General features: G+C 66.0%; 14 protein-coding genes and 1 tRNA gene. 7 read left to right on the forward strand and 8 right to left on the reverse strand.

The genetic code is table 11. The features are described 5' to 3' along the window. Positions 1-93: 93 nt before the first annotated feature. Complete coding sequence (radA, locus tag K4043_RS11225; protein ID WP_088432155.1) at positions 94-1,473, reverse strand: DNA repair protein RadA; 1,380 nt, start codon at positions 1,471-1,473, stop codon at positions 94-96. Between the two features lie 151 nt (positions 1,474-1,624). Here radA and K4043_RS11230 point away from each other — a divergent pair, with 151 nt between their 5' ends. Then, positions 1,625-3,688 carry a bifunctional diguanylate cyclase/phosphodiesterase gene (locus K4043_RS11230; protein ID WP_265309389.1) on the forward strand — a complete coding sequence of 688 codons (2,064 nt, stop codon included), beginning with the start codon at positions 1,625-1,627 and terminating at the stop codon, positions 3,686-3,688. A gap of 95 nt (positions 3,689-3,783) precedes the next feature. Here the strand turns inward: K4043_RS11230 and cyoD are convergent, their stop codons facing one another. The 5 genes from cyoD to K4043_RS11255 all read right to left on the reverse strand — a co-directional run bounded on the left by cyoD (position 3,784) and on the right by K4043_RS11255 (position 9,186). Then, positions 3,784-4,134 carry a cytochrome o ubiquinol oxidase subunit IV gene (gene cyoD, locus K4043_RS11235; RefSeq protein ID WP_019184497.1) on the reverse strand — a complete coding sequence of 117 codons (351 nt, stop codon included), beginning with the start codon at positions 4,132-4,134 and terminating at the stop codon, positions 3,784-3,786. Beyond that, positions 4,134-4,775, reverse strand: a complete 642-nt coding sequence (gene cyoC / locus K4043_RS11240) for a cytochrome o ubiquinol oxidase subunit III (protein WP_184997032.1) — start codon at positions 4,773-4,775, stop codon at positions 4,134-4,136. The genes cyoD and cyoC overlap by 1 nt, the downstream gene beginning before the upstream one ends. Further along, entirely contained in the window at positions 4,772-6,775 is a 2,004-nt protein-coding gene (cyoB, locus tag K4043_RS11245; RefSeq protein ID WP_123728680.1) for a cytochrome o ubiquinol oxidase subunit I, read from the reverse strand. The genes cyoC and cyoB overlap by 4 nt, the downstream gene beginning before the upstream one ends. Before the next feature lie 2 nt (positions 6,776-6,777). Next, positions 6,778-7,854, reverse strand: coding sequence for a ubiquinol oxidase subunit II (cyoA, locus tag K4043_RS11250; protein ID WP_123728679.1), 1,077 nt, complete (start codon positions 7,852-7,854; stop codon positions 6,778-6,780). Positions 7,855-8,181: 327 nt separating this feature from the next. Next, positions 8,182-9,186 carry a 2-hydroxyacid dehydrogenase gene (locus K4043_RS11255; RefSeq protein ID WP_265309390.1) on the reverse strand — a complete coding sequence of 335 codons (1,005 nt, stop codon included), beginning with the start codon at positions 9,184-9,186 and terminating at the stop codon, positions 8,182-8,184. A 195-nt stretch (positions 9,187-9,381) separates the two neighbouring features. On the opposite strand from K4043_RS11255, the gene K4043_RS11260 reads away from it, so the two are divergent. From K4043_RS11260 to K4043_RS11280, 5 genes are all read left to right on the forward strand, one after another. Continuing rightward, the gene (locus K4043_RS11260; RefSeq protein WP_265309391.1) at positions 9,382-10,188 is read left to right on the forward strand and encodes an alpha/beta hydrolase; all 807 of its coding nucleotides are present in this window, start codon (positions 9,382-9,384) and stop codon (positions 10,186-10,188) included. Continuing rightward, on the forward strand, positions 10,185-11,519 hold the full coding sequence (locus K4043_RS11265; RefSeq protein ID WP_265309392.1) for a sensor domain-containing diguanylate cyclase: 1,335 nt from the start codon (positions 10,185-10,187) through the stop codon (positions 11,517-11,519). Before K4043_RS11260 ends, K4043_RS11265 begins: the two co-directional genes overlap by 4 nt. Positions 11,520-11,595: 76 nt before the next feature. After that, positions 11,596-12,228, forward strand: a complete 633-nt coding sequence (locus tag K4043_RS11270) for a TetR/AcrR family transcriptional regulator C-terminal domain-containing protein (RefSeq protein WP_123728675.1) — start codon at positions 11,596-11,598, stop codon at positions 12,226-12,228. A 50-nt stretch (positions 12,229-12,278) separates the two neighbouring features. Further along, the gene (locus K4043_RS11275) at positions 12,279-13,379 is read left to right on the forward strand and encodes an efflux RND transporter periplasmic adaptor subunit (RefSeq protein WP_265309393.1); all 1,101 of its coding nucleotides are present in this window, start codon (positions 12,279-12,281) and stop codon (positions 13,377-13,379) included. Next, a complete protein-coding gene (locus K4043_RS11280) occupies positions 13,376-16,453 on the forward strand; it encodes an efflux RND transporter permease subunit (RefSeq protein ID WP_265309394.1) in 3,078 nt (1,025 codons plus the stop codon). Before K4043_RS11275 ends, K4043_RS11280 begins: the two co-directional genes overlap by 4 nt. Positions 16,454-16,516: 63 nt before the next feature. Here the strand turns inward: K4043_RS11280 and K4043_RS11285 are convergent. Continuing rightward, positions 16,517-16,592: transfer RNA gene (locus tag K4043_RS11285), tRNA-Thr, on the reverse strand. A 163-nt stretch (positions 16,593-16,755) separates the two neighbouring features. On the opposite strand from K4043_RS11285, the gene treA reads away from it, so the two are divergent. Then, positions 16,756-18,384: an alpha,alpha-trehalase TreA gene (gene treA, locus K4043_RS11290; protein ID WP_265309395.1), complete on the forward strand. Its 1,629-nt coding sequence runs from the start codon at positions 16,756-16,758 to the stop codon at positions 18,382-18,384. Positions 18,385-18,417: 33 nt separating this feature from the next. Here treA and K4043_RS11295 read toward each other — a convergent pair whose 3' ends face one another. Beyond that, a complete protein-coding gene (locus K4043_RS11295) occupies positions 18,418-19,158 on the reverse strand; it encodes a hypothetical protein (protein WP_265309396.1) in 741 nt (246 codons plus the stop codon). Positions 19,159-19,282: the final 124 nt, after the last annotated feature.

Genomic DNA, 19,282 nt, shown 5'->3' on the forward strand with positions numbered 1-19,282 from the left:
GGGCGCCTTCGTCGAGCCGGGAAAACTAGCACAGGCTGGCTGACCGATGCCGCACTCGTCCTGTGCGGCAACCGCGCCTCGGCCCGGCCCCGGTCACAGCGCGTCGATCGCCTCCGACAACCGCTCCACCGCGATCACCTCCATGCCCTTCACGCTGCCCGTCTTCGGTGCATTCGCCTTTGGCACGATCGCGCGCTTGAAGCCATGCGTCGCTGCTTCGCGCAGGCGGTCTTCACCGTTGGGCACGGGGCGGATCTCGCCGGACAGGCCCACCTCGCCGAAGGCGATCGTCTTCTCGGCCAGCGGCCGGTCCTGCAGGGAGGACAGCACCGCCAGCAGCACCGGCAGATCGGCGGCGGTCTCCTGCACGCGGATGCCGCCCACCACGTTGACGAACACGTCCTGATCGCCCACCAGCACGCCGCCATGACGGTGCAGCACTGCCAGCAGCATCGCCAGGCGATTCTGCTCCAGACCCACCGCCACCCGGCGCGGGTTGGACAGCGGAGAAGCGTCCACCAGTGCCTGCACTTCCACCAGCAGCGGGCGCGTGCCCTCGCGGGTCACCATCACGCAGCTGCCCGGCTGCTGGGTGCTGCCGCCGGAGAGGAAGATCGCCGAAGGATTGGAGACCTCTTTCAGGCCCTTCTCACCCATGGCGAACACGCCCAGCTCGTTGACCGCGCCGAAGCGGTTCTTGAACGCCCGCAGCAGGCGGAATCGGCTGCCGCTCTCACCTTCGAAGTACAGCACCGCGTCGACCATGTGCTCGAGCACGCGCGGGCCGGCAATGCCGCCCTCCTTGGTGACGTGGCCGACCAGGAACACGGCGGTGCCGGTTTCCTTGGCAAAGCGCACCAGCCGTGCGGCGCTCTCACGCACCTGGCTGACCGAGCCGGGCGCGGCGGTCAGCGATTCGGTCCACAGCGTCTGCACGGAGTCAGCCACGATCAGCCGCGGCTTGGCCACGCTGGCATGCTGCAGGATCGCCTCGACCTGGGTTTCGGCCAACGCGTTGACGTTGTCCAGCGGCAGATCCAGCCGCACGGCGCGGCCAGCCACCTGCGAGAGCGATTCCTCACCGGTGATGTACAGCACCGGCAGGCTGGCGGCCATCTTCGCTACGGCCTGCAGAAGAAGAGTGGACTTGCCGATGCCGGGATCGCCACCGACCAGCACCACCGCACCTTCGACCAGACCACCGCCGAGCACGCGGTCGAACTCGCCGATGCCGGTGCTCACCCGCAGGTGCTCGGTCTGCTGTACGTCCTTGAGCGCCATGATTTTCGGCGCATCCACCTTGCCGGCCCAGCCGGAACGGCGCGACGCCGGCGAGGACTTGGCAGGCGTGGCGCTTTCCAGCGTGATCTCGCTGAGCGTGTTCCAGACCCCGCACTCGGTGCACTGGCCCTGCCACTTGCTGTATTCGGCGCCACATTCACTGCAGACGTAAGCGGTGAGTCGCTTGGCCATGTCAACTTCCGCTTCAGAATCGATGGGGCAGGATAGCCGAGCCGCGTCGCAGCAACCGAGACGCCGTGCCTCCCAGCCCCCTCAAGAATCCGGCCGCAGTGCCGATACTCCGGCGGGCCACCGCCTTTCCTTCAACTTTCCAGGCTTCTCCATGACCGGCACCTACAGCCAGAGTCTTGTCGTGTTCTCGCTGCTGGTTGCCATCCTCGCCTCCTACACCGCGCTGGACATGGCCGGCCGACTGGCCAGTACCCAAGGGCGGGTCGCCCGCTGGTGGCTTGCCGGCGGCGCCACCGCGATGGGCCTGGGCGTGTGGTCCATGCATTTCATCGGCATGCTGGCCTTCCATCTGCCGATCCCGGTCGGCTATGACCTGGCGATCACCCTGTACTCGCTGGCGGTCTCGGTCGGTGCCTCGGCCTATGCGCTATGGCTGGTCTCGCGCGCGGAGCTGCCCTGGTCGCGCCTGTGCGCCGGCGCGGTACTGATGGGGCTGGGCATCGCCACCATGCATTACCTGGGCATGAGCGCCCTGCAGATGCAGCCGGGCATCGACTACAACCCAGCCTGGTTCGCCGCCTCGGTCCTGATCGCCATCGGCGCGGCCGGCGCGGCGCTGTGGATCGCCTTCCGGCTGCGCCTGGAGCAGCGGCGCCCCTTCCTGCTGCGCGGGATGGCCTCGCTGGTGATGGGCCTGGCGATCGTCGGCATGCACTACACCGGCATGGCCGCGGCCAACTTCCCCGAGGGCGCGGTCTGCGGTGCGGCGTTCGGCGAAGGCATCGATGCCAAATGGCTGGCCGTGCTGGTGATCGTCACCACCCTGGGCACCCTCGGCATCGCACTGATTTCCTCGGTGTTCGATCGGCAGATGCGCACCCGTACCGGCCTGCTGGCCGACTCACTGGCGCAGGCCAATGAAAAGCTGCTGCAGGCAGCCCTGCACGACCCACTGACCCAGCTGCCCAACCGCATGCTGCTGCAGGACCGCATCGAGCAGGCCATCGAGAAAGCACGCCGTCGACAGTTCAGCTTCGCGGTGATGTTCTGCGACCTCGATGGTTTCAAGACGATCAACGACGCCTACGGCCATCAACTCGGCGACAAGCTCCTGATCCAGGTCAGTGAACGCGTGTCGGCGCTGCTGCGCGCGCAGGACACCTTCGCCCGGCTGGGCGGCGATGAGTTCGTCATCGTTTTCCAGATCGACGACCCCGAAGACGCCGCGGTTGTCGCCGAACGGATCATCGCCTGCGTGGCCGAGCCGTTCGAGATCGATGCACTGGAACTGCAGGTCAGCGCCAGCCTGGGCATCGCGTTGTACCCGGCCGATGCCACCACCGAGCGCGACCTGATGGCCCACGCCGATGCCGCGATGTACCACACCAAGGATTCGGGACGGAACGGCTATACGTTCTTCACCCAGTCGCTCAACGTGAGCGCGAACCGCCAGCTCAAACTGCTGCAGGAACTGCGCAAAGCGGTCAGCCGCAATGAGCTGGTGCTGCACTACCAGCCCAAGTTCCAGGCCAATGGTGAATCACTGATCGGCGCCGAAGCGCTGGTGCGCTGGCAGCATCCCGAGCTGGGGCTGCTCTCGCCCGACGCCTTCATCCCCATCGCCGAGCGCAGCGGGCTGATCCTGGCTCTGGGCGAGTGGGTGCTCGACCACGCCTGCCACCAGCTGCGCCAGTGGCACGACGCCGGCCATCCCGACTGGACCATGGCGGTGAATCTGTCGCCGTTGCAGTTCGGTTCCAGCACGCTGCTCGATACGGTTGGCCGCACCCTGGATCGCCATGGCCTGGACCCGAAACGCCTCACGCTGGAAGTGACCGAAACCACGGCGATGAAGGACGTCGATGCCAGCCTGCAGATCCTGCACGGGCTGACTGCAATGGGGGTGAACATCTCCATCGATGATTTTGGCACCGGCTACTCCAGCCTGCTCTACCTCAAGCGCATGCCGGCTACCGAGCTGAAGATCGACCGCGCCTTCGTACGTGATCTGGAGGACAACGCCGAAGATGCGGCCATCGTCTCTTCGATCATCGCGCTGGGCCGTTCGCTGCAGCTGCAGATCGTCGCCGAAGGCGTAGAGACGGCTGGCCAACGCCAATACCTGAGCGACATGGGCTGCGATCAGCTGCAGGGGTATCACCTCGGGCGGCCGGTGGATGCGGCCGAGTTCATGCGGCTGGCGAAGGCGGCGTAACGCGGGACTCGGCTTCTCATACGGATGCGAGGGCGAACCAAACAGAAAGGCCGCCCGAGGGCGGCCTTTCTGCGTGTGGCAACGTCGCGAAGACGTCAGTGCATCATGTGCACGTTCATGTTGTGCATGACCCACAGCGAACCGGCAACGATGATGCCGATCACCACGACGGTGAAGGCCGCCGCGCTGACGTTCCAGCGCTGTTCCGAGGAGCGGTCCAGGTGCAGGAAGAACACCAGGTGAACCAGGATCTGCAGCACTGCTGCAACGACGATGATGACGCCGGTGGTGAAGCGCGGCAGGTCGCCATGCATGACCGCCCAGAACGGGATGATGGTCAGCACCGCGGCCAGCAGGAAGCCGATCAGGTAGGACTTGACGCTGCCGTGGCTTTCGCCGGCGGCACCGTGGCCATGATCGTGTGCGTGATTGTCATGTGCGGCCATTACAGCGCTCCATTCAGATAGACGACGGAGAACACGCCGATCCAGATCAGATCCAGGAAGTGCCAGAACAGGCTCAGGCACGCCATGCGGGTCTTGTTGGTCTGGGTCAGGCCGTTCTGCTTGATCTGGATGAACATGATCAGCAGCCACAGCAGACCCGCGGTCACGTGCAGGCCGTGGGTACCCACCAGCGCGAAGAACGCCGACAGGAACGCACTGTGGTCCGGACCGTAGCCCTGATGGATCAGGTGGTTGAACTCCCACACTTCCATGCACATGAAGCCGAAGCCCAGCAGCCAGGTCAGTGCAAGCCATGCGTACATCTGGCCCACCTTCTGCTTGTGCATGGCGATCATGCCCAGGCCGAAGGTCAGCGAGGAGACCAGCAGCAGCGTGGTTTCCCAGGCGACGAAGGACAGTTCGAACAGGTCCTTCGGGCCGGGGCCACCGTTGGTGCCGCCGGACAGCACGATGTAGGTCGCAAACAGGGTGGCGAAGATGAGGCAATCGCTCATCAGGTACACCCAGAAACCGAAGACGGTATTGCCGCCGGTGTCGTGGTGCTCGTGGTCGTCATGGCCGTGGGCCGCCGCGTGCGCGGCGTGCCCAGGGTTCATGGTGTTGGGGATAGTGGTGCTCATGCCTTCAGCTCCGATTTCACCAGGCCCTGCGCCACCAGGTGGCGACGGTGCTCATTTTCGATCCGCTCCACTTCCGCGGCCGGCACGTAGTAATCCACGTCCTTGTCGAAGGTGCGCCAGATGAAGGTGCCGATCATGCCGACCAGGCCCACGATGGCCAGCCACCAGATGTGCCAGATCATCGCAAAGCCGAACACCAGGCTGAAGGCGCCGATCACCACACCGGTGCCGGTGTTGCGCGGCATGTGGATGTCGGTGTACTTGGCCGGACGTTCCCACGCCTCACCACGCTGCTTGCGCTCCCAGAACTCGTCCAGTTCGTTGACGCGCGGCAGCGAGCCGAAGTTGTAGAACGACGGCGGCGAAGAGGTTTCCCACTCCAGCGTACGGGCATCCCACGGATCGCCGGTCAGGTCGGCGGTCTTCTTGCGGTCGCGGATCGACACGGCGATCTGGATCACCTGGCACAGGATGCCGGCGCCGATGATGAAGGCACCGCACATGGCGATGATCAGCAGCGGCTGGTATTCCAGGTTCGGGTAGCTCTGCATGCGGCGGGTCATGCCCATGAAGCCCAGGATGTACAGCGGCATGAACGCGACATAGAAGCCGATGAACCAGCACCAGAACGCGCGCTTGCCCCAGGTTTCATTGAGGCGGAAGCCGAACATCTTCGGCCACCAGTAGGTGATGCCGGCGAACATGCCGAACACCACGCCGCCGATGATGACGTTGTGGAAGTGGGCGATCAGGAACAGGCTGTTGTGCAGCACGAAATCGATGGCCGGGATCGCCAGCATCACGCCGGTCATGCCGCCGATGGTGAAGGTGACCATGAAGCCGATCGTCCACAGCACCGGGGTCGTGAACTGCACGCGACCGCGGAACATGGTGAACAGCCAGTTGAAGATCTTCACGCCGGTCGGGATCGAGATGATCATCGTCGTGATGCCGAAGAAGGCATTGACGTTGGCACCCGAGCCCATGGTGAAGAAGTGGTGCAGCCACACGATGAACGACAGCACGCCGATGCAGGCGGTGGCGTAGACCATGCCCTTGTAGCCGAACAGCGCCTTGCGCGAGAAGGTCGCGATGACCTCGGAGAACACGCCAAAGGCCGGCAGGACCAGGATATAGACTTCCGGGTGACCCCAGATCCAGATCAGGTTGATGTACAGCATGGCGTTGCCGCCACCATCATTGGTGAAGAAGTGCGTGCCCAGGTAACGGTCCAGGGTCAGCAGCACCAGGGTGATGGTCAGCACCGGGAAGGCGGCGATGATCAGCACGTTGGTGACCAGCGCGGTCCAGGTGAACACCGGCATCTGCATCAGCTTCATGCCGGGGGTACGCATCTTCAAGATGGTGATGAAGAAGTTGATGCCGCTCAGCGTGGTACCCAGGCCTGCCACCTGCAGGCCCCAGATGTAGTAATCGACACCTACCCCTGGGCTGTATTCCTTGCCTGACAACGGCGGGAAGGCCAGCCAGCCGGTCTGCGCGAACTCACCGACACCCAGCGAGATCATCACCAGGCCCGCGCCCGCTACGAACAGCCAGAAGCTGAGCGAGTTGACGAACGGGAAGGCGACGTCGCGTGCGCCGATCTGCAGCGGCACGACAACGTTCATCAGGCCGGTGATCAGCGGCATCGCCACGAAGAAGATCATGATCACGCCATGGGCGGTGAAGATCTGGTCGTAGTGATGGGGCGGCAGGATGCCCTCGTTGCCGCCGGCAGCCATGGCCTGCTGCACACGCATCATGATGGCGTCGGCGAAGCCGCGCAGCAGCATGACGAAGGCGACGACGAGGTACATCACGCCGATCTTCTTGTGGTCGACGGACGTGAACCACTCTTTCCAGAGATAGCCCCACAGCTTGAACTTGGTGATCAGCGCCAGCACGAGCAGGCCACCGATCCCCGCGCCGATCAGCGTGGTGATGACGATCGGATCGTGTGGGATGTCGGCAAAGGTCAGTTTACCCAACGGATTCATGGTCATTCTCCCGAGCCGCCGTGACCGGCGTGACCGGCTGCGGCGTGCTCGTCTGAAGTGTGTGCGGCGTCCGCGGCAGCGGGCTGGTCGGCATGGACCGGCAGCTTGACGGCTTCGTCCTGGGCGCCGCTCATGGCCTGCATGTCGTGGCCTTCATGGCTTTCGCCCTGGGCACCGTCATGCTTCATCGCCTTGTGGTCGTGCTTCATGCCGTAGTGCTGGTTGTCGCCCATGTGCTTGGCGATCACCCAGTCGAACAGGCCGGTCTCGGCGGTGCCGAAGTAGGTCACCGGGTGCCAGTCGTGGTTCTTCTCGGCGACCAGCGCAGCGAAGGCGTTCTTGTCCAGGGTCGCGCGTTCGGCACGTACCTTGGTCAGCCACTGCTGGTACTCCGCCTCGGTCACCGAGTGCGCGGAGAAATGCATCTTGCTGAAGCCCGCGCCGCTGTAGTGCGAGGACATGCCCGGGAACTCGCCGGTCTCGTTGGCGATCAGGTGGAGTTTGGTCTCCATGGCCGTCATCGAGTAGATCATGCTGCCCAGGTGCGGGATGAAGAACGCATTCATCACCGAATCGGACGTGATCTTGAAGTTCAGCGGAGTATCGACCGGGAAGGTGATCTCGTTGACGGTGGCGATGTTCTCTTCGGGATAGATGAAGAGCCACTTCCAGTCCAGCGAGATGGCTTCGATCACCACCGGCTTCTTGTCCGAGTCCAGCGGACGGTACGGATCCAGCGCGTGCGAGGAACGCCAGGTCAGCACGGCCAGCACCAGCACGATCATGCACGGGATCGACCAGACCACCACTTCGATGGCCGTGGAATGCGACCACTTCGGCTCATAACGGGCCTTGGTGTTGGTCGCACGGTACTTCCACGCGAAGGTGAGGGTCATGATGATGACCGGCACGACAACCAGCAGCATCAGCACGGTCGCCGTGATGAGCAGGGTCTTCTCGTCGTGGCCGATCTGGCCCTTGGGGTTGAGAATGGCCGAGTTGCAGCCCGTGAGGAACACGGACAACGCAAACAGCAGGCCCGGACGCAGGAAGCGTCCAAGGGGGTTCAACGGAATCATCGGTCGATCCAATTGCGTAGGGAATGCCAGTTCAAGCCCGCCTCCGTCCCAGCCAAAGCCGGTGGTGCCGGTCCAAGGGGACAGGCACGGAGGACGATCATGTCAGCCTTCTAATTTTAGGCCGTCATGCATCATTTAAGAAAGGCATTGACAATGATCCAGCGCAGGAAAGGCCTGTTTTAGGCTGCGACACGTTGTCGCAGTGCCGGGCAATGACCCGATTCGGCAACATTCCGGCCCATGTATAGACATGAACGAGTCATCCGCAGGGCGCCAGCGGGTGGCCACGGTACACGCCCCGGCGCCCGGCGTCACCGGCAGCGCCGCTCAGGCGGCCAGCACCTGATTCGGGCAGGGCGCCCCGGCGACGAAGTCCGCCAGGTTGCGCAGCGTGATCTCCGATATCTCCTGCAGCGCCTCCACCGTGAAGAAGCCCTGGTGCCCGGTCACCAGCACATTGGGGAAGGTCATCAGCCGCTGGAACGCATCATCGTCGATGATGTCGCCGGACCGGTCCTGGAAGAACAGCCCGCTCTCCTGCTCGTACACATCGATGGCCAGATGCCCCAGCCGCCGTGACTTCAGCGCGCGGATCACTGCATGGGTATCCACCAGCCCACCGCGCGAGGTATTGACCAGCATCGCCCCGGGCTTCATCCCGGCAAGTGAGGCATCGTCGATCAGGTGGTGGGTCTCCGGCGTCAGCGGGCAGTGCAGCGAGACGACATCCGAGCGGGCGAGCAGCTCGTCCAGCGCGACCGACGTGCCGATCGCGGCGAACACCGCCGACGGATACGGATCGTGGCCCAGCACGGTGCAGCCCATGCCCTTGAAGATGCGGGCCGTGGCCAGGCCGATCTGCCCGGCGCCGACGATGCCCACCGTTTTGCCATGCAGCGTGCGGCCCAGCAGGCCATCGAGCATGAAGTTGCCTTCGCGCACGCGGTTGTAGGCGCGGTGGGTCCGGCGGTTGAGCGTCATCACCAGCGCCAGCGCATGTTCGGCCACGGCCTCCGGCGAGTACGCGGGCACGCGGGCCACGAACAGGCCCAGCTGCCCCGCCGCCGCCAGGTCGACATTGTTGAAGCCTGCACAGCGCAGCAGTACCGCGCGCACGCCCAAGGCCTGCAGCGCCTGCAGTACCGGGGCATCCAGCCGGTCATTCACGAACACACAGACCGCCTCGCAATCCTGCGCCAGCGCCGCGGTATGCAGATCCAGCGCGGCATCGAAGTACAGAAACTCGAACAGCTGCCCTGCCCCGCGGCGCTGGTTGGCCTCATCAAGAAAATGCTGGTCGTACGGGCGGGCGCTGAATACTGCGATCTTCATGAGGGTGATCCCCGGGAGTTCGAGCCTGACGATACCGCAGTACACTCCGGCCGACTGCCGGGAGCCTGCCGTGTCCCTGACTGCCCGCCTTCTCCACTGGACCGCCACGCCGATGGGCCGGCGCGCCCTGTTCGCGCGTTGGACCCACAGGCGTGCGTGACCTAGTATTCGGCCCTTGCAGGACGCCATGGGTGGATGTGCGTGGAAAGTTTCGAGCGGTTCAACGGGCGCCGTAGCGGTGCGGGCAAATCAGTCGCCATCCTGTCACACGGCTTTGGTACCGATCAGACCGCATGGAACGCACTGCGCCCTTGGTTTGAAGCACGCTTTGATGTGATCTCCTTCGATCTTGCCGGCTGCGGTCCGAAAGGTGCGCAGACCTACGATTTCGAACGGCACGGCTCGCTGTTCGGCTATGCCGACGATCTGCTCGACATCCTGGACGAGCTGGACGTGCACAACTGCACATACATCGGCCACTCGATGAGCGGAATGATCGGCGCGGCCGCCGCCGTTGCTCGGCCGGAGCTGTTCGAGCGTCTGGTCATCATCGGTGCGTCGCCGCGTTATCTCGACGACGCGGGCTACACCGGCGGCTTCAAGCCGCAGGACCTGGAGCAACTGTTCGAGAGCATGCGCGCCAACTACCAGGCCTGGATCGCCGGCTTCGCCCCGATGGTCGTAGGCGTGGAGGACAGCGCGGTTGTCGCCGACTTCTCCAACACGCTGTTCCAGATGCGCCCGGATATCGCGCTCAACACCTCGCGCACGATCTTCACCTCCGATCTGCGCAGCCTGGCTGCGCGGGTTTCCACGCCGGTGCACCTCATCCAGACCGCGCACGACATCGCCGTGCCGGTCGCGGTCGGCGAATGGCTGGCCAACGCGATCGACGGCGCTACGCTCGATGTGATCGATGCCTCCGGTCATCTGCCGCACATGACCGCGCCGGATGACGTCATGGACATCCTGGAACGGCGCTTGGGCGCAACGAAGCTGTGACCTCGTCCGACAGTGAAGCGCTGGCCGCGCTGTGCCAGTTTGCCCGCCTCGCCTCCCACGCCGACCTGGTCATGGCGATGGAGGTGGAAGACGGCGGCAGGGCGACCTGGGCCGCCGCCGCCCCGGCATTGCCCTCATCGAGCTTCAACCTGGCGCGCAGCGGCCTGTTCGAGCACGCCTGGACCGGTGACGCCGTCGACGCGGCGGGGTTCCGGCTGCCAACCGCGGTGATCCATGCGCTGGAGGGCCTCCCCGCCCGTCTGCTCTACGTCCCGGCCCCCTCGCACGGTGCGCCGCTCAGCGGTCTGCTGCTGCTCTGGCGAAACCAACCGGCGCCGGTCGGGCTGACCGGGCAGATGAGCCTGCTGGCAAAGAGCGTGGCACGCCTGTTATCCGCACGCCGCGAGGCCGCCCGGCAGCTCATCGTGCGCAATCAGTTCCTTGATCTGTTCGACAGCGTGCCCGCCGGGATCGTCCTGATCGACGGCGACGGTGTCGGTGCTGCGGTCAACGAGCATGCCGCGGCATTGCTTGGCTGCACCGCCGGCAATCACCGCGCCGCGGATCTCACCGGCCCGATGCGCGCCCTGCGCCAGCGCTGCGACAACCACACCGAACTGGAGCTGGCCTACAGCGCCCAGATGAACAACGATCAGTTCGCCGCGACGCTGAACTGGACACTGGGCGAACGGACGTTCGAGGTGGATACCCACCCGGTGCGCGGCAACGGGGCACACGGGCGCATCTGGCTGTTCACCGACGTCACCGCCGATCTGCTGATGGCCGCCGAGCTGCGCCGCCTTGCCTCCTCCGATCCCTTGACCGGTGTTCCCAATCGACGGCACTTCGAGGAATGCTCGGCACAGATCATCGCCGCCCGCGAAGCGAACGGCCGCGCCGTGGCGGTACTCATGGTGGACGTGGATCACTTCAAGAAGATCAACGATACCTACGGCCATCCCGCCGGCGATGAAGTCCTCAAGGTCGTGGCCAGGCGCTGCCGGGACGCCCTTCGCCAGCGCGACCTGTTTGCCCGCTTTGGCGGCGAGGAGTTCATTGCCCTGCTGGCCGCGTCCGCCGTGGACGAGATCCCTGCCGCCGCCGAGCGACTGCGCAGCGCGGTGGCGGCCGACCCCATCCTGGTGGGCGGCGACCGGATCTCCGTCTCCGTCAGCGTCGGCGGGGCGATCGGCGAGGCGCTGCCGGGTGGCGACCAGAGACTGCTGGAAGACCTGATCGCCCGGGCGGATGAGGCGCTGTATGAGGCCAAGAGCAGCGGCCGGAACCGGGTCCGGATGGCGGCGCTGCATGCGGAGCCGGTCGACCCTTGAGCCGGCCCGGCGGCACTTGTCCACGCCAGCCTAACACTGTTAGATTCGCCACCTAACATCGTTAGGCCACCCCACAGTGCGTCAACCCATCGCGCGGGAGAACATCGTCGAGGCAGCCTTCCGGATCCTCGACGAGGATGGCCTGGAAGGCATCACGCTGCGCAAGGTGGCCTGCTCGTTGGGCATCCGCGCGCCGTCGCTGTACTGGCACTTCAAGAGCAAGCAGGCGCTGATCGACGCCATGGCCGATGCCATGATCTGCGATGTCGCCCGTGCGTTTCCCGCGGGACAGCCGTGGCGGCAGACCTTGCTGCAGATCGGGCGTGAGTTCCGCTTGGCATTCAAAGCGCGCCGAGACGGTGCGCGGGTGTATGCCGGCACCTTCCTGGCCACCGAAAACGTGCTGCGGGTGGGTGAGGCGAGCATCGCCGCGCTGATCGGTGCGGGCGCCTCGGCACGTTTCGCCGCGACCGCGGCGATGGACCTGGTGTACTACACGATGGGCTTCGTCATCGAAGAACAATCCTGGCCCGGTGACGGCAGCATGGAGGCGCTCGGTGAGGCCTTCATGGCACTGGCCGAGGCGCGTTTCCCCCATTGCTGGCAAGCCCGTGACGTGTGGAGCGAAGTCGATTTCGACGCGCGCTTCGAGCAGGGGCTGGGCCTGATGCTGGATGGCATCGAGCTGCATCTGTCCCGCGACGCCTGATTCCCCCCCCTCCTTCTTTTTCCCGCTGTTCCGACCCGGAAAGCCCCTCAATGCGTGCACCCTCCTTCCGCAGTTTCTCCCTGATCCTGATCGCTGCGCTGCTGTCCGCGTGTGGTGGCAAGGACGACAAGGCTTCGGCCGACGCCGCCGCTGCCAGCTCGGCGCTGCCGGTGTCGCTGGCGCCCGCGCAGCAGCAGACCATGGCCCGCACGGTGCTGGTTTCCGGGCCGGTCACCGCCTATGAAGAAATGCAGCTTGGCGTGGAGATCAGCGGCCAGCGCGTGACCGCGTTGCTGGTGGATGTGGGGCAATGGGTCAAGCAGGGCCAGGTGCTGCTGCAGGTCGACCATCGCACCCTGGACAGCGAGCTGGCGCAGGCCGATGCCTCGTTGCGGCAGGCGCAGGCCTCGCAGGAACTGGCCCGCATGAACTACGAGCGCAGCGCCAAGCTGGCCGCCCAGCAGCTGATCAGTGAAAGCAGCCTGGATGAGCTGCGCGCCTCGCGCATCAACGCCGAAGCGCAGACCGCCACCGCACGCGCCGCGCGCGACGCGGCGAAGCTGCGCCGCGATTTCGCCGACCTGCGCGCACCGGCCGACGGCCTGATCTCCAAACGCTTGGTGCAGCCGGGCCAGGTGGTCTCCGCCGGTACCGAGCTGCTGCGCCTGATCCGCGACGGCCGCCTGGAGTGGCGTGCGGAGCTGCCGGAGAACCAGCTGGCCGATGTCGCCGTCGGCAACACCGTGGAGCTGCCGTACGGCGGCCAGGTGGTCAGCGGCCGCATCCGCGCGGTCACCCCGGGTGTCGATGGGCAGACCCGCACCGGCACCATCTACGCCGACCTGCCCACGCCCGGCCCGCTCAAGCAGGGCATTTATGTGGATGGCCGCATCGTCACCGGCGACGGCCAGGTGCTGACCATCCCGACCGCAGCCATCGTGCAGCGCGATGGCCACAACTACGTGTTTACCGTGAACGACAAACAGCAGGCCACCCGCCACCGCGTCAGCACCGGCCAGGCCGTCAAGGGCCGTACCGCGATCCTTGAAGGATTGAAGGCGGGCGATCAGGTGGTGGTGGATGGCGCAGGCTTCCTCGGTGAGGGCGATCGCGTGCGCGTGGTGGCCGATGCCAAGGCCGCCGCCCGATGAACATCTCCGCCTGGGCAATCAACCGCCCCCTGCCCGCGCTGCTGATCTTCTTCGTGCTGTGCGTGGCCGGCCTGTGGGGCTTCCATCAGCTGCCGGTAGCGCGTTTCCCCGACATCGCCTTCCCGATGACCACCGTTACCGTCACCCAGCCGGGTGCCTCGCCCAGCCAGCTGGAGGCCGAGGTGACCCGCAAGGTCGAGGACTCGGTGGCGACGGTCAATAACGTCAAGCGCGTGATGTCCTCGGTCAGCGAGGGCGTCAGCACCACCACCATCGAATTCCAGCTCGAGGCCGATCTGGCCACCGCGCTGGATGACACCCGCGACGCGGTCACCCGCATCCGTACCGACCTGCCGCAGGACATCCAGGAACCGGTGATCTCCAAGGTCGATATCGGCGGCTCGCTGATGACCTATGCGCTGGTCGCCCCACACATGACCACCGATGAGGCGAGCTGGTTCGTCGACCGTGACATCTCGCGTGCGATGTACGGCGTGCCTGGTGTGGCGCGCGTCACCCGCGTGGGCGGCGTGCAGCGCCAGGTGCGGGTGGACCTGGATCCCAATGCGCTGATCGCGATGGGCATCACCGCCGGCGATGTATCGCAGCAGCTGGCCCGCATCCAGGTCGAGCGTGCCGGCGGCAAGACCGAGGTCGAAGGCGCGCAGCAGACCATCCGCACGCTGGGTACCGTCGGTGACGCACAGGCACTGCGCGACTACTCCATCGCCCTGCCCGATGGCCGCGCGGTGCGACTCTCCACGCTGGCCACGGTGACCGACGGCGCTGCCGACCCGACCGAGGCCGCCCTGCTGGATGGCAAGGGCGTGGTGGCCTTCTCGATGTCGCGCACCCGCGGCTCCAGCGAGGTCAAGGTGGAGGCCGGCGTGCATGACGCGCTGGACAAGATCAAGGCCGAGCATCCGGGCATCGACTTCCGCTTGGTCACCACGGCGATCGACGAGACCCACCGCTCCTACGATTCCTCGATGACCATGCTCTGGGAAGGCGCGCTGCTGGCACTGCTGGTGGTGTGGCTGTTCCTGCGCGACTGGCGCGCGACCTGGGTGTCGGCGCTGGCGCTGCCGCTGTCGATCATCCCGACGTTCGCGGTGATGTACTTCTTCGGCTTCACCCTCAACATCATCACGTTGCTGGCGCTCTCCGTAGTGGTCGGCATCCTGGTGGACGATGCGATCGTGGAGATCGAGAACATCGTGCGCCACCTGCGCATGGGCAAGCCGCCGTTGGAAGCCGCACGCGAGGCCGCCGGCGAGATCGGCAACGCGGTGATCGCCACCTCGCTGACCCTCGCGGCAGTGTTCGTGCCGGTCGCCTTCATGCCCGGCATTGCCGGCAAGTTCTTCCGCGAATTCGGCTGGACCGCCGCCACCGCCGTGCTGTTCTCGCTGCTGGTCGCCCGCCTGCTCACCCCGATGATGGCCGCCTACCTGCTCAAGCCGCATGGCGAGGAGAAGCCGGAATCCAGGCTGATGACGTGGTACCTGGGCTGGGTGGACGCCGCACTGCGCTATCGCGGCCGCACCCTGTGGCTGGCCACCGGGTTGTTCGTCGCGTCGCTGGCGCTGGTGCCGTTCATCCCGGCCACCTTCATCCCGCAGTCCGATCTGGGCCGCAGCAACCTCAATCTCGAACTGCCGCCGGGCACCCGCCTGCAGGAGACCGTGGCCGTCGCCGAACACGCGCGCGGGCTGCTCAAGGACATGCCCGAACTCAAACAGGTCTATACCGCGGTCGGCAGCGTGCTCGACCTGGGCGATCCGGGTGCGACCGGCGTCGGTGAGCCGCGCAAGGCGACCCTGGTGCTCGACTGGGGCAGCGCCGACGGACGCGACCGCGACCAGCGCGTGCTGGAACGTGAGGCGCGTGAGCGCTTGGCTGATCTGCCCGGCGTGCGCGTCAGCTATGTCAGCTCCGAGCCCGGCAACCTGCTGCAGCTGGTGCTCTCCGGCGACGACCCGCAGCGCCTGCAGGATGCCGCCACCGCACTGGAACGCGACCTGCGCGGCATCCAGGGGCTGGGCAGCGTCACCTCCACCGCCTCGCTGCTGCGCCCGGAACTCCAGATCGTGCCGAACCCCGCCCGCGCCGCGGACCTGGGCGTCGCGACCGCCGATATCGCCGAGGCCGCCCGCATCGCCACGGCTGGCGATTACGAGCAGCGCCTGGCCAAGCTCAACCTGCCCGACCGGCAGGTACCGATCCGGGTCGGCTTTGCCGAAGCCACCCTGGCCAATCCGGGTTTGATCAGCCAACTGCGCGTGCCCGGCCGCAATGGCCCGGTGCCGCTGGCGGCGGTGGCGGACATCCAGCAAGGCAGCGGTCCCTCGCAGATCTCGCGCTACCAGCGCCAGCGCAACGTGACCCTCACCGCCGAACTCAACGATCGCCCGCTCGGCGATGTGATGACCGAAGTGCAGGCGCTGCCGGGCGTCAAACAGCTGCCGCCGGGCGTGACCTTCCTCAACACCGGCGATGCGGAAGTGTTCGTCGAGCTGTTCATCGGCTTCATGCTGGCGATGGCGGCCGGGTTGATCTGCATCTACATGGTGCTGTTGCTGCTGTTCAACCACGCGCTGATGCCGGTCACCATCCTCGCGGCGGTGCCACTATCCGCCGGCGGTGCGTTCGGCGCCCTGCTGATCACCCAGAACATGCTCTCGCTGCCGGCGCTGATCGGCCTGCTGATGCTGATCGGCATCGCCACCAAGAACTCCATCCTGCTGGTGGATTACGCGGTGATGGCCGAAGACGAGCACGGCATGAGCCAACATGACGCGCTGATCGATGCCTGCCGCAAGCGTGCACAGCCGATCATCATGACCACCCTGGCGATGGGCGCGGGCATGATGCCGATCGCGCTGGGCTTTGCCGGGGATTCAAGCTTCCGTGCGCCGATGGCGATCGCCGTGATCGGCGGCTTGATCACCTCCACGCTGCTGAGCCTGATCGTGATTCCCGCGGCCTTCACCGTGGTGGATGATGCGGGGGATTGGCTGTCGCGGAAGTTCCGGCGGCGGTCTTCGCATCCCGTGGGGAGTGGTGCGGAGTGAGGTGACTGGCCACTTCGCCACAAACAAAAAGCCCCGACCAAGGCCGGGGCTTTTTGCTGTATCTGGTGCCGGAAATAGGAATCGAACCTACGACCTACGCATTACGAATGCGCCGCTCTACCAACTGAGCTATTCCGGCGAGGTCGTGAATTCTAGGGGGTGCGGACCGGTTTGGTCAATCAGGGAAGCACCTCACCGTGGGACGGCCCGCGCGCCCAATGGCCCGGCAAGACGTGCTCCTGCCGCACCAGCCCTTGACGCACCAGCCTCTACAGTGAATCCCCCACCTCCGGAGGCATCCCATGCGCCCCTGTCCCCGCTTGGCCGGTCTGCTGCTGTCATCCCTGCTGTTCAGTGCCCCCGCGCTGGCACAAGGCACGGCGCCGATGCCGCAGACGCCGGACCAGCAGTGGCAGCCGCTGTTCCAGCAGGTCCAGGGGGCGCACCTGTTCAAGGATCAAAAGACCTTCGCTGATGCAGTGCCCCACCAGCCCAGCGCGGCCCTCCTCACCCAGTGGCAGCGCGCCAGGACTGAGCCCGGATTCGACCTGGCAGCCTTCGTAGCCGAGCACTTCGCAGTGCCTGGTGACACCCAGCCCTACGTGCCACCCACCGGCGAAACCCTGCGCGCGCACATCGAGGGGCTGTGGCCCGTGCTGACCCGCACCACCGACACGGTGGATCCGAACGGCTCGCTGCTGCCGCTGCCCAAGCCCTACGTCGTGCCCGGCGGGCGCTTCCGGGAGGTGTACTACTGGGACAGCTATTTCACCCTGCTCGGGCTGGCCTCCAGTGGCCGCTGGCAGCAGGTGCGCGACATGGTGGACAACTTCGCATGGCAACTCGACAGCTACGGCCATATCCCCAACGGCAACCGCAGCTACTACCTCAGCCGCTCGCAGCCGCCGTTCTTCAGCCTGATGGTGGATCTGCTCGCTACGCATGAGGGCGACGAGGCCTACCGCCGTTACCTGCCACAGTTACGCATCGAGCATGCATTCTGGATGCGCGGCGCGGAAGCGCTGGCGCCGGGCGAGGCGCGAGAACGCGTCGTGCGACTGGCGGACGGGCAACTGCTCAACCGCTATTGGGACGACCGCGCGGTGCCACGCACCGAGTCCTGGATGGATGATCTGGCCACCGCAGCCCAGGCGCCGCAGCGCTCGCCCTCGCAGGTGTATCGCGACCTGCGCGCCGGTGCGGAATCGGGCTGGGATTTCAGCTCACGTTGGCTCGCCGAGCCGTCTGCACTGGCGAGCATCCACACGACGGCGATCGTGCCGGTGGATCTGAACAGCCTGCTGTTCCATCTCGAGATGACCGTGGCCCGCGCCAGCAAGGCGGCCGGTGATCGCACCGCTGCACGCACCTTTACCCAGCGGGCGAAGGCACGCCAACACGCCATCAACCAACGGCTCTGGGATGACCAGCAAGGCTGGTACGTGGATCGCGATCTGGAGCGTGGCCAGACCCGCCCCGCCCTGACCGCGGCGGCGTTGTTCCCCTTGTGGCTGGACGTTGCTGACCGCACGCAGGCACGCCGTACCGCGGAGGCCGTCCAGGCTCAGTTGCTGCGCGATGGCGGGCTGCTGAGCACCACCGTGACGACCGGCCAGCAATGGGATGCCCCGAATGGCTGGGCACCGTTGCAGTGGGTCGCGGTGGACGGGCTGCAGCGCTATGGGCAGGACACCCTCGCCCGCCGGATCGGCACGCGCTTCCTGCGCACTGTGCAGACGGTGTACGACCGCGAGGGCAAGCTGGTGGAGAAGTACGTGGTGGACGGTTCGGCTACAGGCGGCGGCGGTGGCGAGTACCCGCTGCAGGATGGCTTCGGCTGGAGCAACGGGGTCACGTTGGCGCTGCTGGATCGCCTGTGTGCGCCGAAGCGTGCGTGTGAGAGTGCCCAGGATGTGGACGCCGCAGACTGATCCACCAACCGCGCCGCGCGAACGTGATGCGCGCTATGGCACGCAACATGCCCCGTGGACGGTGTTGGCCAGCAGCCGTGCGCGTGCCCGCTGGTCTGCGCTCAATTCGGCATCCAGCGATTGCATGACCAGCGGAGAGACGTAGTTGGGATTCACCTGCTGCAAGGCCAGGTTGTAGGCGTAGGCGGCCACCGGATCGCGCGGCACGATGCCGCCGTGTTCGTAATCCTGGGCCAACTTGGCGACCGCATCGATGCTGCCGCTGCGGGCCAGCGTTGCCAGGTATTGCCCTGCGGTGTGCTTCCACGCCACGGCCCGCTCCGGGTCCGCCAGGATATCCGCGTAGGTGCCCAGCACATCCTTGGGGGAGCGTGCATAGTCCAGTTGACCCTCGACAGAGCCCTGCAGCGCCGCCGTTTCGAGCCAGTTGCCGGGATACAGATCGCGATCAAGCACCAGCGCGCTGCACTCGCGAAGCAGACGCTCGGAGCGCTCCAAGAATGCCTTCTCTGCACCCACCAGTGCCGCGGACTGCGCGAGTTGATCCACCCGGCCGGAGGTGAACGTGCGGCACTCAAGCACGGTCAGATAGATTTCGTAGCTGGCGGTACCGTCGCCAGCCTTCGAGCGCGGCAGCAACTGCTGGACGTAGGCCAGCGCATCGCCGGGTGGACGGCTCGAGCCTTGGCGCGACAGCTCGTAGGCTTTGGACCCCAACGAACGGAACGTGCCCGGTGCCGGCGGTGGCGCAGTGACCGAGGCCGGCACGCGCATCCCACTGAGCGCCACCGGAGAGGCAGCATCACCGGTAGTGCTCCGCACGTGTTGGCCAGCCGGAACGCTGTCCTGACTCCGAAGTGCCAACGCTCCTACGAAGATGCCGGCCGCAGCGACGAGC

This window comes from Stenotrophomonas sp. SRS1, from assembly GCF_026130205.1.
Taxonomy (GTDB): domain Bacteria; phylum Pseudomonadota; class Gammaproteobacteria; order Xanthomonadales; family Xanthomonadaceae; genus Stenotrophomonas; species Stenotrophomonas rhizophila_B.

Excerpts from the sequence above, each read along its gene's own strand:
- cyoA (WP_123728679.1), bottom strand. The coding sequence starts at position 7,854 with ATGATTCCGTTGAACCCCCTTGGACGCTTCCTGCGTCCGGGCCTGCTG.
- radA (WP_088432155.1), bottom strand. The coding sequence starts at position 1,473 with ATGGCCAAGCGACTCACCGCTTACGTCTGCAGTGAATGTGGCGCCGAA.
- cyoC (WP_184997032.1), bottom strand. The coding sequence starts at position 4,775 with ATGAGCACCACTATCCCCAACACCATGAACCCTGGGCACGCCGCGCAC.
- cyoD (WP_019184497.1), bottom strand. The coding sequence starts at position 4,134 with ATGGCCGCACATGACAATCACGCACACGATCATGGCCACGGTGCCGCC.
- K4043_RS11255 (WP_265309390.1), bottom strand. The coding sequence starts at position 9,186 with ATGAAGATCGCAGTATTCAGCGCCCGCCCGTACGACCAGCATTTTCTT.
- K4043_RS11280 (WP_265309394.1), top strand. The coding sequence starts at position 13,376 with ATGAACATCTCCGCCTGGGCAATCAACCGCCCCCTGCCCGCGCTGCTG.
- K4043_RS11260 (WP_265309391.1), top strand. The coding sequence starts at position 9,382 with ATGTGCGTGGAAAGTTTCGAGCGGTTCAACGGGCGCCGTAGCGGTGCG.
- cyoB (WP_123728680.1), bottom strand. The coding sequence starts at position 6,775 with ATGAATCCGTTGGGTAAACTGACCTTTGCCGACATCCCACACGATCCG.
- K4043_RS11230 (WP_265309389.1), top strand. The coding sequence starts at position 1,625 with ATGACCGGCACCTACAGCCAGAGTCTTGTCGTGTTCTCGCTGCTGGTT.
- K4043_RS11275 (WP_265309393.1), top strand. The coding sequence starts at position 12,279 with ATGCGTGCACCCTCCTTCCGCAGTTTCTCCCTGATCCTGATCGCTGCG.
- treA (WP_265309395.1), top strand. The coding sequence starts at position 16,756 with ATGCGCCCCTGTCCCCGCTTGGCCGGTCTGCTGCTGTCATCCCTGCTG.
- K4043_RS11295 (WP_265309396.1), bottom strand. The coding sequence starts at position 19,158 with ATGCGCGTGCCGGCCTCGGTCACTGCGCCACCGCCGGCACCGGGCACG.